Here is a 12,598-nt window from a genome sequence, read left to right as displayed (position 1 = left end):
GTCCCCCATCGTGCACCCGACCACTGACAACGGACTGATGCCGGAGGGTGACAAGGATCGGTACCCAAGGGTGACGAGGGTCGGTACCGGGCGGTGAGAACGGCCGGTACCGGACGCTGACCACGGCCGGCACCTGCAAGAATTCCGGGTATGGCGGCACGATCGGTCCCGGGGCCGGCCCCGGCTTCGGCTGCGGGGGAGTGGGCGAGGTACTGGCAGTACGCGGAACTGCCCGACCTCGATCTTCTGCGCGCCCGGTACGTCCGCCACACTTTCCCGCGCCACAGCCACGAGGGCTATGTCTTCGGCACCATCACCCGGGGCGTCGAGGACGTCGGGCTGCCCGGCGGCACCGTGCACGCGGGTCCCGGCACCGTCGTCATGATCAATCCGGAGGTGCCGCACACCGCCCGGGCCGGGGCCCCCGAGGGCTGGGTGTACGCCACGCTGTACCCGTCTGCACAGGTGATCAACGACATCGCGGCCGATACGACGCGGCTGCGCGGCACGGTCGGCTTCGCCGAGACCAGCGTCCTGGACCCGGAGGCGGCCCGGCTCATCGGTGAGGTGCACCGGGCGGCCGAGGAGGGCAATGCGCTCGCCGCCGACAGCATGCTGCGGATCATGGTCGCGCGGCTGCTCAGCCGCCACGGCAGCGTGCTGCCCGCCCGTGCTCCCCGGTCGGCCGGCGCCCAGGACGCGGAGCGGGCGCGTGCGGTGCTGGAGAGCCGCATGGCCGAGCCGCCGACGCTGGAGACGTTGGCCGCCGAGCTCGGCACCAGCCCCTTCGCCCTGCTGCGTGCGTTCAAGAAGCAGTACGGGATGCCGCCGCACACTTGGCTCACCGATGCCCGGGTGCGGCGTGCACGGCGGATGCTCGATGCGGGCATCGCGCCGGCGGACGCGGCGGCAGAGGTCGGCTTCACCGATCAGCCGCACCTCAACCGTCATTTCACCCGGATTGTGGGGGTGCCGCCCGGTGCCTACCAGCGCGAACGCGCAAAAACGTACAAGACCGGTCCCGATTCGTCCGCGTAGCGTTCCGGACGTGCCAGAACAGACAGCATCCTCAGAGAGACTCGGCGAGACATCCGAGACCGCCGACGGCGTCACCGCCGGTGGCATCGCCGCCGTCGGCGAGGCGAAGCCGGACGCGGCCGTCATCCGCGACGCGCTCGGCGTCGGTATCGCGGTGGGCCTCTCCGGCTTCGCCTTCGGTGTCACCTCGGCGGGCTCCGGCCTGAGCCTGCTCCAGACCTGCGCGCTCAGCCTCCTCGTCTTCACCGGCGCCTCGCAGTTCGCGCTGGTGGGAGCCCTTGCCGCAGGCGGAAACCCGTACACCGCCGCCGCCGGTGCGTTCTTCCTCGGCGTACGCAACGCCTTCTACGGTCTGCGGCTGTCACAGCTGCTCGCCCTCCCGCGCGCCGTGCGACCGCTCGCCGCCCACTGGGTCATCGACGAGACGACCGCGGTGACGCTGCCGCAGCCCACCCGGCGGGCCGCACGGATCGGCTTCACCGTCACCGGACTCACCCTGTACGTGCTGTGGAACCTGACCACATTGCTGGGGGCGCTGGGCGCCGAGGCGCTCGGCGACACCGACACCTGGGGGCTGGACGCGGCAAGCCCCGCCGTCTTCCTCGCCCTGCTCGCTCCGATGCTGAAGAGCACCACGGAGCGCATCACCGCCGCTCTCGCCGTCCTGCTCGCCCTGGGGGCGCTGCCCATGCTGCCCGCGGGCGTACCCGTACTGCTTGCCGCGCTTGCCGCACCTGCCGTTCTCTTCCTGATGGGACGCAGGAAGGCGTCGGCCACGGACAGCCCGGCCAAGGACAGCCCGGTCAAGGACGCGACCACGACGGAGGACGCCCGATGAACGTATGGATAGCGATCGCCCTCACCGCCGCCGGCTGCTACCTCGCCAAGCTGCTGGGACTGCTGATCCCCGCAGGGGCACTGGAACGTCCGCTCGTGCAGCGTCTTGCAGCGCTCCTGCCGGTGGCACTCCTGGCGGCCCTCACGGCGCAGCAGACCTTCGGGAACGGACAGCAGCTGGTGCTCGACGCCCGGGGTGCGGGGCTCGCCGCCGCCGCACTCGCCCTGGTGCTGCGCGCACCCTTCCTGGTGGTCGTGGGAGCTGCCGTCGTCGTCACGGCCGGGGTGCGCGCGCTCGAATAGACAACCTGGTCGGACAGACAGCGTGCTCGGACAGGCACGGGGTAAGGGGCTCGGCCCATTGGGTAGAGCCCCTTACCCCGTCCGTCGTCGGCGCTGCCTCGGTGCACGATCGGCCCCCCGGTCGTGACCCGCGGCGACAGGACGCCGACCGGCACATGGACGGAGGCCGGGGCACCCAGCGCCACACCGGGCTCGGCCGACCGGGCCTGTGGCGTCGAGGCGAGGGTCGCCGCCGTTCCGGCAGCGGTCCCCGAGGCGTCCCGTACGGCCCTGGAGATCCTGCGGGCGGCGCGGCTGTGCGGGCTGCCGTCCGGACCGCGCTGCCTGGACGACGTGTTCCTCGCATTCCGTCCGTCGCGCCCTGGCCCCAGCAACCACCGGGTCGCTGCCCTGCTCCACGGCCCCGCCCCGGGGACCGACGGCGCGTCCGCCGCCCCATGACGACGGGGTCGGAAGCGACCGCGCCGCCCGGTCTCAGCCGAGGCTGCGGCCGTGGGCCCGCAGCGTCAGCAGCGCCTTCAGCGTCACCAGGGGGCGGCCCTCCAGGGCGGTGCCCGGTGCCCACTGCCGCCAGTTCACCGGCCAGCCGCCGTCCGCCTGCTGCTCCGCCGCCAGATGGTCGAGCGAGCGTTCCAGCTCCTCGTCGGTGAACCAGCGGCGGGCGAGCGATTCGGGAGTGCGGGCGTAGTCGTACGGGAAATGCTGCTCGCCCGGTGCGTAGCCGGCCGCCACCGGGTACTCCGCACGCCGCTCCGGATCCAGTACGGCCAGCCGCTGTTCCCGTACCAGCCGCCCGAGGCGGTCCGCCGCGGCCTCCGCCCGTGCCTGGTCCGGAGCACCGTCGAGGAAGGCGACCGCGGCTTCGATCTCGTACGGATGCGACTTCTCCAGAGCGTCGACCGCCGCCCAGCAGAAGTCCGTGGCCCGGAACAGCCAGGCGTGCCACACCGCGTTGCGGTGCAGCAGTCCGACGACGGGGCCGGTGGCCAGCAACTGGGCCGGAGGGTCGTCGACGATCGGGATGAACGGCGCGGCCGGATAGCCGCGCTGCGAGGGGAGAAGCGCGGGCAGTGCCCCCTCCGTGGTCGACACATCGGTGAGGAAGCGGCAGATCCGCTCCACCCGCAGGCCGCTGCAGCGCCCGATGGAGTCCAGGACACTGAGCGCATGGGCCGTGTGCAGCGGCTGGCTGACAGGGCCCCGCAGATCCGGTTCGAGTGCGTGACCGTATCCGTCGTCCTCATTGAGATAGGCGGCGAGCGCGGTCTCCACCGCGTCCGCGCTCCCGCCCAGGAAGTGATGGGCGAACCGCCGCTGTTCGAGGACGCGGGCCGTGAGCCAGATGAACTGCTCGGCACGCTTGAGGGGGCTTGCTCCTGTTCCGGCCATGGACCGACCGTAGGCCGGTAAGCGCTCTCGACGAGGCGTAGCGGCCCGGCTGCACTCTCAGGAGCGGGATACTGAAGGCATGCGGTTGACGATTTTCTGGGAACGGATGGCGGACCACTTCGGTGCGGGGTACGCCGACTCCTTTGCGCGCGACCATGTGATGGCCGAGCTCGGCGGGCGTACGGTGCACCAGGCGCTGGCCGAGGGCTGGGAAGCGAAGGACGTCTGGCGCGGTGTCTGCACGGCGGTCGGCATTCCCGCCGACAAGCGCTGACGCCGTGCCCGCCCACCGCTGGACCTCAGCTGTTCCCGGGGTGGGCGGCCGGCTGTCACAGCCGTAGGCGAGACTGGATCCGTGGCACCGACAGACGAGACAGCCCAGACCCAGCCGGCCCTGACCCCGCCCGTCCCGCCGGCCGCGCCATCGACCCCGCCTTCCGGCAGCGGGTCGGCCCGAATGCCCGCATGGCTGCCGCGAGCCATGGTTCTCGCCCTGGCGCTCTACGCCTGCTTCCGGCTCGGCAGTTGGGCGTTCGATCAGCTCATCGTGCTGTTGATCAATATCCTGATCGCCTTCTTCCTGGCGCTCGCCATAGAGCCTGCGGTGAGCCGGATGTCGGCGCGCGGTGTGCGCCGCGGTCTGGCCACCTTCCTGGTCTTCCTCGTGGTGCTGATCGCCGGGGCCGGGTTCGTCGTGCTGCTCGGCTCCATGCTCGCGGGCCAGATCGTCGACATGGTCGAGGAGTTCCCCAAGTACCTCGACTCGGTGATCAACTGGATCAACCAGAATTTCAACACCGATCTCTCCCGGGTCGAGGTTCAGGACAGCCTGCTGCACTCCGACTGGCTGCAGAAGTACGTCCAGAACAGCGCGACCGGTGTGCTCGACGTCTCGACCACAGTGCTCGGCGGGCTCTTCCGGCTGCTGACGATTTTCCTGTTCTCGTTCTACTTCGCGGCCGACGGTCCCCGGCTGCGCCGCGCCCTGTGCTCCGTGCTGCCGCCCGCCAGGCAGGCCGAAGTGCTGAGGGCCTGGGAGATCGCGGTCGACAAGACCGGCGGTTATCTCTACTCGCGCGGACTGATGGCGCTCATCTCCGGGATCGCGCACTACATCCTGCTGGTGATCCTCGGTGTGCCGTACGCCCCGGCGCTCGCGGTCTGGGTCGGCCTCGTCTCGCAGTTCATTCCCACGATCGGCACGTATCTGGCGGGCGCCCTGCCGATGCTGATCGCGTTCACCGTCGACCCCTGGTACGCCCTGTGGGTGCTCGGATTCGTCGTGATCTACCAGCAGTTCGAGAACTATGCGCTGCAGCCCAAGCTCACCTCGAAAACCGTGGACATCCATCCGGCGGTCGCCTTCGGCTCGGTCATCACCGGTACGGCTCTGATGGGCGCCGTGGGCGCGCTCATCGCGATCCCGGCCGTCGCCACGCTGCAGGCATTCCTCGGTGCCTATGTGAAGCGCTACGACGTGACGGACGACCCTCGGGTGCACGGCCGGCATCTGTGGCGGCGCGGGGAGTCGGTGCTCCCACGGCTGCGGCGCGTGACGACCAGGGCTCCGGGGAACGACGGTGACGCGGATGCCGAGCGGCCGAACGTCCCGGACCCGCGGGCCTGAAACGGCAACCGGGCGGTGTGCTTGACACTGAAATCGAACATCCATTCTCATGGGATTCCGGCCGGGTTTTCCCGGGCCCGACCGTGGAGTTGTCCACAGGCCGGGAGGACGTCGAGGCCCATTGTCAGTGGCAGGGGTTAGCGTTTTTGACGTGAAGCGATCGACTCAAGCAAATCGGGTGGAACCCATGGCAGGAACCGACCGCGAGAAGGCGCTGGACGCCGCACTCGCACAGATTGAACGGCAATTCGGCAAGGGCGCGGTGATGCGCCTCGGTGAGCGGCCGAACGAGCCCATCGAGGTGATCCCCACCGGGTCGACCGCCCTCGACGTCGCCCTCGGCGTCGGCGGACTGCCGCGCGGCCGTGTGGTGGAGGTGTACGGACCGGAGTCCTCCGGCAAGACGACGCTGACGCTGCACGCGGTGGCGAATGCACAGCGGCTCGGCGGCTCGGTGGCCTTCATCGACGCGGAGCACGCCCTCGACCCCGAGTACGCGAAGAAGCTCGGCGTCGACATCGACAGCCTCATCCTGTCCCAGCCGGACAACGGTGAGCAGGCGCTCGAGATCGTGGACATGCTGGTCCGCTCGGGCGCTCTCGACCTGATCGTCATCGACTCCGTCGCAGCGCTCGTGCCGCGTGCGGAAATCGAGGGTGAGATGGGTGACTCGCACGTGGGTCTGCAGGCCCGTCTGATGAGCCAGGCGCTCCGCAAGATCACCAGCGCGCTCAACCAGTCCAAGACCACCGCGATCTTCATCAACCAGCTCCGCGAGAAGATCGGTGTGATGTTCGGCTCCCCGGAGACCACGACCGGTGGCCGGGCGCTGAAGTTCTACGCATCGGTGCGCCTCGACATCCGCCGCATCGAGACGCTGAAGGACGGCACCGACGCGGTCGGCAACCGCACCCGCGTCAAGGTCGTGAAGAACAAGGTCGCGCCGCCGTTCAAGCAGGCCGAGTTCGACATCCTCTACGGCCAGGGCATCAGCCGCGAGGGCGGTCTGATCGACATGGGCGTGGAGCACGGCTTCGTGCGCAAGGCGGGCGCCTGGTACACGTACGAGGGCGACCAGCTCGGCCAGGGCAAGGAGAACGCCCGTAACTTCCTCAAGGACAACCCCGACCTCGCCAACGAGATCGAGAAGAAGATTCTCGAAAAGCTGGGCATCGGCGTCAGGCCGGACGCGGCTCTGGGTGTCGAGCCCGGTGCGGACGCGGCGGGCGGCGCTGCGGCTCCGGCCGACGGCGCGAAGTCGGTGCCCGCTCCGGCCGGCAAGGCCAAGCCGGCCAAGGCTGCGGCGGCCAAGAGCTAGACCGTGACGCGTCGTACGGAGTGGCCGGACAGCGCTGTCGGCGCCGGTCCCGGCCCAGGAGCCGCCGGGCGCACGACCGATTCCGCGTCCGAGTCCGCATACGGGCCGGAGGCCGGTCCCGGTCACGGCACCGGCTCGGGCGGGCGATTCGGCGAGGGCGCGGACCGTCGTGCCCGCTCCCGCTCCAGGAACAGCGGCTCCCCTTCCTCGTCGAGGGCCGAGAAGGGGGAGCCGCGAGACCCGGTCGAGCAGGCGCGCAATATCTGTCTGCGGCTGCTCACCGGGACTCCGCGCACCCGCAAGCAGCTTGCGGATGCGTTGCGTAAACGGGAGATCCCGGACGAGGCGGCCGAAGAGGTGCTGTCGCGTTTCGAGGACGTTGGGCTGATCGACGATGCGGCGTTCGCGGACGCCTGGGTGGAGTCCCGGCACCACGGCCGAGGGCTGGCCCGCCGCGCTCTCGTCCGAGAGCTGCGGACCAAGGGGGTGGACTCGGCGGTGATCGACGAGGCCGTCGGGCAGCTCGACTCCGAGCAGGAGGAGGAAACGGCCCGCGAGCTCGTCGCGCGCAAACTCCGCTCCACTCGCGGACTGGACCGCGAGAAGCGGCTGCGCCGCCTTGCGGGCATGCTCGCGCGCAAGGGGTACGGGGAGGGGACGGCCCTGCGCGTGGTGCGCCAGGCACTCGAAGCAGAGGGCGAGGACACGGAAGGCCTGGACGAGCCGTTCTGACGGCGTCCCTATCGGGATGTGCAGGGCTGCGCACACAGGGGGCGTGCACGCAGCGGATGCACACGGCGCGGGCGTTGAGCGCAGTGGGCGTGCACGGTGACGGTGTGCACGCCGGGGGTTGCTGCGGGTCGCGGGAGGCGCGGCGGTCACTGTCCGGCATGTGAGGCGCGGCGGATGGTGGCCTCCAGCAGGGCCACAGCATCCGCCGCGGTGCGGCTGGGGTGTCGGTTCCAGGGGCCGATCAGGTCGGTCCAGCCCTGCGAGCGGAGCTCGGCGACGATCCAGGCGCCGGCCCGGTCCACGGTGTCGAGGGAGCCGTAGCCCAGGCGATGTGCGGTGAGAAGGGCACCGCAGACGCACCGGGCGCCGCGGGCGTTCCGCAGCCGGTACGGAGTGTTCTGCCAGCCCCACTCGGTCAGGATCTGCCGCGCGTAGGCGAGGTGGGTGGAGGGCCGCAGTTCGGGCTGCCCGATGCGGCGCCAGCTGTGGAACCGATCGGGGAGGATCGCGCCGAGGCGCCCGGGGAGGGGGCGCTCGCGCGGGGCGTCCGGGGGCACGGAGCGGACCGAGTCGGCGATCAGCTGGTCGACGGGCACGGACAGCAGATCGCGCCAGTCGGCCGAATGCGGCACGGAGCCGGGTGAGGCGGAACGCCCCGGTTCGGGGACGGTGATGTCCCAGCCCGTGACGATCTGCTGCCAGGCCTCCGTGTCGTGGAGGCGGGCGGCCTGACGGTCGAGCTGGTCGGGGGTGAGGGCGGTGGTCGGCATCTGCGTGGCATCTCCGTCATAGCGGTCCCTTGTATGAGGTGAATGTCTGTCTTGTGATGAATGTTCTCCACCGGGGTGAGCCATTCGGGTGCGTGTGGGGTCGGATCCCAGTCGGTTCCGGAGCGGTTCCGAGGGGAGTCGGGACAGCGACTGCCGGGGGAAAACCCCCGTACGAAGACGCCGACGCGCTCCAGTGCCCAGGCATCTGTGCACAGAGCACTGTGTGACGCATGGCAGAGAAGTCCGGTGGCACCGACATCACAGAGCTGGCCGCTCTCGGAGCGCTCGCACAGCCGAGGCGGCAGCAGATCCTTCAGCACCTCACCCTCCACGGCCCCGCGACGTCCGCGATCCTTGCCCGCGCCCTCGGGCTGAACACCGGGGCCACCAGCTACCACCTGCGCGAACTGGCCAGGTACGGCTTCGTGGAGGACATTCCGGCCGAGGAGCCCGCCGGCCGCCGGGCGAGGTGGTGGCGGGCCGTTCCCGGCGACCGGCGCTTCCCGCCCCGGTCCCGCCAGAGCCCCGAGGTGCGGCTCGCCATGGACGAGCTGAACCGCCATGCATACGCCGCCGACCTCGCTCTCGTCGAGCAGCTTCAGCGCGACAGCGGCGAACGGGGCGAGTGGGCCGACGCGTTCCCGTACTCGCGCGGCGCCATCCGGCTCACGCTCCCCGAGCTCCGCGCGTTCTTCGAGGAGTACATCGCCCTCATGAACCGCTACAAGCGGTCCGACGCCGACACTCCGCCGGGCGCCCGCACGGTCCACACCCGGCTGCTCGCCTTCCCGGCCCCGCCCCTTGCGGCCGACAACCACATGAGAGAGACGGACGCATCATGATGCTGCGCTACGCCCTGCAGACGATTCGAGACCGCAAGGGCGGGTTCCTCGGCGCCCTGCTGGCTCTGATGTGCGCCGCTGCCCTTGTCACCGCCTGCGGCACGCTCCTGGAGACCGGCCTGCGCGGCAGGATCGCGATCGAGCGCTATGCCGCGGCTCCGCTCATCGTCTCCGCCGACCAGAATGTCCACCGGACCACCGTCAAGCTCAAGGGCAACGGGAAGACGAAGGTCAAGCACAAGGCGAAACCCGTCGCTGAGCGCGCCTGGCTCCCCGCAGCCACCGCGGACCAGATCCGGAACGTGGACGGTGTACGCAAGGTGGTCCCCGAACTCACCTTCCTCGCCGTGCCCGTTGCCCAGTCCACCGGCAGGCTTGCCGCCAAGCCCGCCACATCCTCCACGCCCTCGTACGGACACTCCTGGGCCTCCGCCTCCCTCACGCCCTTCGCTCTCACCGCAGGCCGTCCCCCCGTCTCCGCCGACGACGTGGTGATCGACCGGGGTCTCGCCGAGCGGACCGGCCTCAAGCCCGGCAACCGGCTCACCGTGCAGTCCACCGGCGCTCCCCGCCCGTACCGCATCAGCGGTGTCGCGGCCCCGGCCCACCGCGGCGACCTCCGGCAGCAGACCTCCCTCTTCTTCTCCGGTGCCGAGGCCGCCCGCCTCTCCGCCCGTCCCGGCCAGGTCACCGCCCTCGGTGTGGTGCCCGCGCCGGGCACGGACCTCGACCGGCTGAAGCGGCAGGTGGAGCAGGCGCTCAGGGGCACCAGCGCGCAGGTCTCCACAGGCGACGACCGTGGCCCCGTCGAGTTCCTGGATGCCGCGGGCGCCCGGATCAAGCTCGTTTCCATGGGCGGTGCGATGGGTGGCACCTCACTCCTCGTCGCGATCCTCGTGGTCGTCGGCACCTTTGCGCTCTCCATCCAGCAGCGCCACCGAGAACTGGCCCTGCTGCGCGCCATCGCCGCCACACCGCGCCAGGTCCGCCGTCTTCTCGGGCGTGAGGCGCTGGTCGTCGGGGCCGTGGCCGGCGCGCTGGGCTCGCTCGCCGGACTGCCGCTCGCCGGCTGGCTCCACAGTCGATTTATCGATATGGGTGCGATCCCGCCGTCGCTGGAACGCACCACGGGCATCTTCCCGGTCTTCGTCGCCGTCGCCGTCACCCTCCTCGGCGCCTGGGCAGCCGCCAGGATCTCAGGCCGCAGGATCGCCCGTATCCGCCCTGCCGAAGCCATGGCCGAGTCCACGGTCGAGCGCGAGCGGCCGGCCACGGTCCGGATCGTCGCAGGTCTGGTGCTGCTCGCGGGCGGCGGAGCGCTCGTTGCCGTACTCGGCAGCCTGCGCACCGAAGCGGCCTCGACCCCCGTCACCTTCCTGGCCGTCGTGGTACTGGCCACGGCCGTGTCGCTACTCGGACCGCTTCTCGTCAAGGTGGCGGCGGCACTGCTCGCGGGCCCGCTCCGGCCGGCCGGTTCCGGGGGCACTCTCGCCACCGCGAACATCCGTGGAAACTCCACCCGCATGGCCGCCATCGTCACCCCGCTCACCCTTCTCATCGCGATGACCTGCACGGTTCTCTTCGTCCAGCCGACCCTCGGGGACGCCGCCCGCGCCGCGAAGGAACCCGTGCCACCTGGGTCCTCTCCTCCCAGGGGCCCGGAGTCCCGTCCGCCGCCGCCGAGACCGTGCGCAGGACGCAGGGCGTGACGGCCGCCACCGAGGTCGTACGGACCACGGTCAGGGTCGGCCTCGAGAAGTTCACGGCTCAGGGCGTCACCCAGGCCGGTCTCGCCCACACCTGGGACCCCGAGGTGACCAGCGGCTCGCTCGCCGATTTCGCCGCCCGTTCCGGCACCGCCGCGATCAGTGAACTCGCCGCCGAACAGCTGGGGCTGCACGCCGGCAGCGAGCTGGCAGTGCATCTCGGCGACGGCACACCCACCACCCTCACCGTCGCCGCGGTCTACACCCGCGGCCTCGGTTTCGGCGATCTGACCCTGCCTCACGATCTGGTCGCCCGTCACATGGACAACCCCCTCGCCGCCACGGTCCTGGTCGCCGGAGACAGCGACCGCAGCCGGCTCACCGCCGCACTGCAGAAGTTCCCCGGCATCGCCGTGCTCGCCCCTGCCACCGCCGACCGGCTCCGGGTGGACCGGCAGCAGCAGAACGCAGAGGTCAACTATCTGGCTATGGGCCTGGTCCTCGCCTTCACCGCGATCGCGGTCGTCAACACCCTCGCCATGTCGGTGTCCGAGCGCATCCGGGAGTTCGCCATGCTCCGGCTGGCCGGTGCCACTCGACGCCAGGTTCTGCGCATGCTCCGTATCGAAGCCCTGTCGGTTCTGCTGATCGCCGCCGTCCTCGGCACCGGCATCGCCCTCGCCGTGCTGACCGCCTTCAGCATCGGCATGACCGGCAGTGCGGCGCCCACCGTCCTGCCGTCGGTGTACGCGACAGTGGTGGGCGCAGCCGCACTGCTGGCACTCGTCGCCTCGACGCTGCCCGGCCGGGTGGCACTCAAGGTCAGCCCGGTGGAGGTGGCGACGTCCAGGCAGTGACACCGCCGGCCGGTGGCGGGCGCAACAGCGCGGGGCGCAGCGCGGCCGGCCACCGGTCAGGCGCCGACCGGCAGCCCCGCCGCCCGCCAGGCCTGGAACCCGCCGATCAGATCCGTCGCCCTGCGCAGCCCCAGCTGCCTCAGGGACGCGACCGCGAGACTCGACGCGTACCCCTCGTTGCAGACCACCACCACCCGCAGGTCGTGGCTGACCGCCTCCGGCGCGCGATGGCTGCCCTGCGGGTCGAGCCGCCACTCCAGCTCGTTGCGCTCGACGACTAGTGCCCCCGGAATCAGGCCGTCCCGCTCGCGCAGCGCCGCGTAACGTATGTCCACCAACAGGGCGCCGTCCGCTGCGGCGGCGATCGCCTCGTGCGGACCGATGCGGTCGTATCCGGCCCGGACCTGCTCCAGCAGTTCGTCGATCCCCACCCGCTCCCCACCGTTGTTGCGCTCGTCGCTCACTGCCAGTCCTCCGGGCGTTCGACGTGCTCAAGACGGAGTAGCGCACCGGTACGGCTGTAGCGCCGGATCTGCGGCAGCGGCGGATAGTACGCATGGACCGAGACCGCGTGCACGGTGCCGGATTCGTTCAGCACCTCGTGCACATGGTGTCGGCCGAACGCCCTGCCCCGGCCGGTCGTCAACTGCCGGGACCGGTCGACGCCTTCGGCCAGTTCGAGGGTTTTCCAGCCGGAGGCGGGCAGCCTGGCCGCGAGCGAATGCTCCGTGAGCGTGCCGGCCGCGGTGGTGAAGGCGCCGATCGAGTCGGCGTGGTCGTGCCAGCCGGTGCCGGTGCGCGGCGGCCAGCCGATCAGCCAGGCCTCGCTGCCGCCGGGTCCGTCGAGCCGGATCCAGGTGCGGCCCTCAGGATCGAGGGGGAGCGAGGCGATCAGACCGGCGTCCGCCGCCGTACGACGGACGAAGTCGAGCAGTTCCGCAGCCGTCGGACCGGCACCGGAGTCCGGGCCGGCAGAAGGCGTGCGTAGAGAAGGTGGGGGAAAGCCAGACACAGGAACCGTCCTGAGAGTTCGCGCGTGATGCCCCGCGTGCGACAGAGCGGACGCCGCGGCAGGGAGAGGCGATTCAGCAGGACGGGCGACACACGCAGCCCGCATAGCGGACGAGGTCCATATGGACCCTCCGCCACAGGCGCACATCGGTGTCGGTCACATTTCGG

14 protein-coding genes and 1 pseudogene are annotated in these 12,598 nt (G+C 70.9%); 10 read left to right on the top strand and 5 right to left on the bottom strand.

Features of this window, described 5'->3' with window-relative positions:
• Positions 1–150 precede the first annotated feature (150 nt).
• The 4 genes from OH809_RS12285 to OH809_RS12270 all read left to right on the top strand — a co-directional run bounded on the left by OH809_RS12285 (position 151) and on the right by OH809_RS12270 (position 2,619).
• The gene (locus tag OH809_RS12285) at positions 151–1,038 is read left to right on the top strand and encodes an AraC family ligand binding domain-containing protein (RefSeq protein WP_406422351.1); all 888 of its coding nucleotides are present in this window, start codon (positions 151–153) and stop codon (positions 1,036–1,038) included.
• Between the two features lie 10 nt (positions 1,039–1,048).
• Positions 1,049–1,876, top strand: coding sequence for an AzlC family ABC transporter permease (locus OH809_RS12280; RefSeq protein ID WP_406422352.1), 828 nt, complete (start codon positions 1,049–1,051; stop codon positions 1,874–1,876).
• Entirely contained in the window at positions 1,873–2,178 is a 306-nt protein-coding gene (locus OH809_RS12275; RefSeq protein ID WP_406515097.1) for an AzlD domain-containing protein, read from the top strand. Before OH809_RS12280 ends, OH809_RS12275 begins: the two co-directional genes overlap by 4 nt.
• Positions 2,179–2,301: 123 nt before the next feature.
• A complete protein-coding gene (locus tag OH809_RS12270; protein WP_406422354.1) occupies positions 2,302–2,619 on the top strand; it encodes a hypothetical protein in 318 nt (105 codons plus the stop codon).
• Positions 2,620–2,652: 33 nt separating this feature from the next.
• Here OH809_RS12270 and OH809_RS12265 read toward each other — a convergent pair whose 3' ends face one another.
• Positions 2,653–3,567 (bottom strand): hypothetical protein, encoded by a 915-nt coding sequence (locus tag OH809_RS12265; RefSeq protein WP_406422355.1) that lies wholly within the window; start codon positions 3,565–3,567, stop codon positions 2,653–2,655.
• Between the two features lie 79 nt (positions 3,568–3,646).
• On the opposite strand from OH809_RS12265, the gene OH809_RS12260 reads away from it, so the two are divergent.
• From OH809_RS12260 to recX, 4 genes are all read left to right on the top strand, one after another.
• Positions 3,647–3,841 (top strand): DUF3046 domain-containing protein, encoded by a 195-nt coding sequence (locus OH809_RS12260; RefSeq protein WP_037701444.1) that lies wholly within the window; start codon positions 3,647–3,649, stop codon positions 3,839–3,841.
• A gap of 183 nt (positions 3,842–4,024) precedes the next feature.
• Entirely contained in the window at positions 4,025–5,194 is a 1,170-nt protein-coding gene (locus tag OH809_RS12255) for an AI-2E family transporter (protein ID WP_406422356.1), read from the top strand.
• Between the two features lie 187 nt (positions 5,195–5,381).
• Positions 5,382–6,512, top strand: coding sequence for a recombinase RecA (recA, locus tag OH809_RS12250; RefSeq protein WP_406422357.1), 1,131 nt, complete (start codon positions 5,382–5,384; stop codon positions 6,510–6,512).
• A gap of 3 nt (positions 6,513–6,515) precedes the next feature.
• The gene (gene recX, locus OH809_RS12245; RefSeq protein WP_406422358.1) at positions 6,516–7,244 is read left to right on the top strand and encodes a recombination regulator RecX; all 729 of its coding nucleotides are present in this window, start codon (positions 6,516–6,518) and stop codon (positions 7,242–7,244) included.
• Positions 7,245–7,390: 146 nt separating this feature from the next.
• On the opposite strand, the gene OH809_RS12240 is transcribed toward recX, so the two are convergent.
• Positions 7,391–8,014 (bottom strand): hypothetical protein, encoded by a 624-nt coding sequence (locus tag OH809_RS12240; RefSeq protein ID WP_406422359.1) that lies wholly within the window; start codon positions 8,012–8,014, stop codon positions 7,391–7,393.
• Between the two features lie 230 nt (positions 8,015–8,244).
• On the opposite strand from OH809_RS12240, the gene OH809_RS12235 reads away from it, so the two are divergent.
• Together OH809_RS12235 and OH809_RS12230 are read left to right on the top strand one after the other, a co-directional pair.
• Positions 8,245–8,856 (top strand): ArsR/SmtB family transcription factor, encoded by a 612-nt coding sequence (locus tag OH809_RS12235; RefSeq protein ID WP_406422360.1) that lies wholly within the window; start codon positions 8,245–8,247, stop codon positions 8,854–8,856.
• Positions 8,853–11,419, top strand: a pseudogene (locus OH809_RS12230) (FtsX-like permease family protein). Before OH809_RS12235 ends, OH809_RS12230 begins: the two are co-directional and overlap by 4 nt.
• Before the next feature lie 56 nt (positions 11,420–11,475).
• Here OH809_RS12230 and OH809_RS12225 read toward each other — a convergent pair.
• From OH809_RS12225 to OH809_RS12215, 3 genes are read right to left on the bottom strand one after another with little or no spacing between them, the layout of a single operon-like run.
• The gene (locus OH809_RS12225; RefSeq protein WP_406422362.1) at positions 11,476–11,883 is read right to left on the bottom strand and encodes a rhodanese-like domain-containing protein; all 408 of its coding nucleotides are present in this window, start codon (positions 11,881–11,883) and stop codon (positions 11,476–11,478) included.
• The gene (locus OH809_RS12220; protein ID WP_406422363.1) at positions 11,880–12,536 is read right to left on the bottom strand and encodes a cysteine dioxygenase; all 657 of its coding nucleotides are present in this window, start codon (positions 12,534–12,536) and stop codon (positions 11,880–11,882) included. Before OH809_RS12220 ends, OH809_RS12225 begins: the two co-directional genes overlap by 4 nt.
• Positions 12,505–12,576, bottom strand: coding sequence for a putative leader peptide (locus tag OH809_RS12215; protein ID WP_309544753.1), 72 nt, complete (start codon positions 12,574–12,576; stop codon positions 12,505–12,507). The genes OH809_RS12220 and OH809_RS12215 overlap by 32 nt, the downstream gene beginning before the upstream one ends.
• Positions 12,577–12,598: the final 22 nt, after the last annotated feature.

It is taken from the genome of Streptomyces sp. NBC_00873 (assembly GCF_045207415.1).
GTDB lineage: Bacteria > Actinomycetota > Actinomycetes > Streptomycetales > Streptomycetaceae > Streptomyces.
Note: the sequence above shows the minus strand (reverse complement) of the source record. Positions and strands in the feature narration are given on the sequence as shown.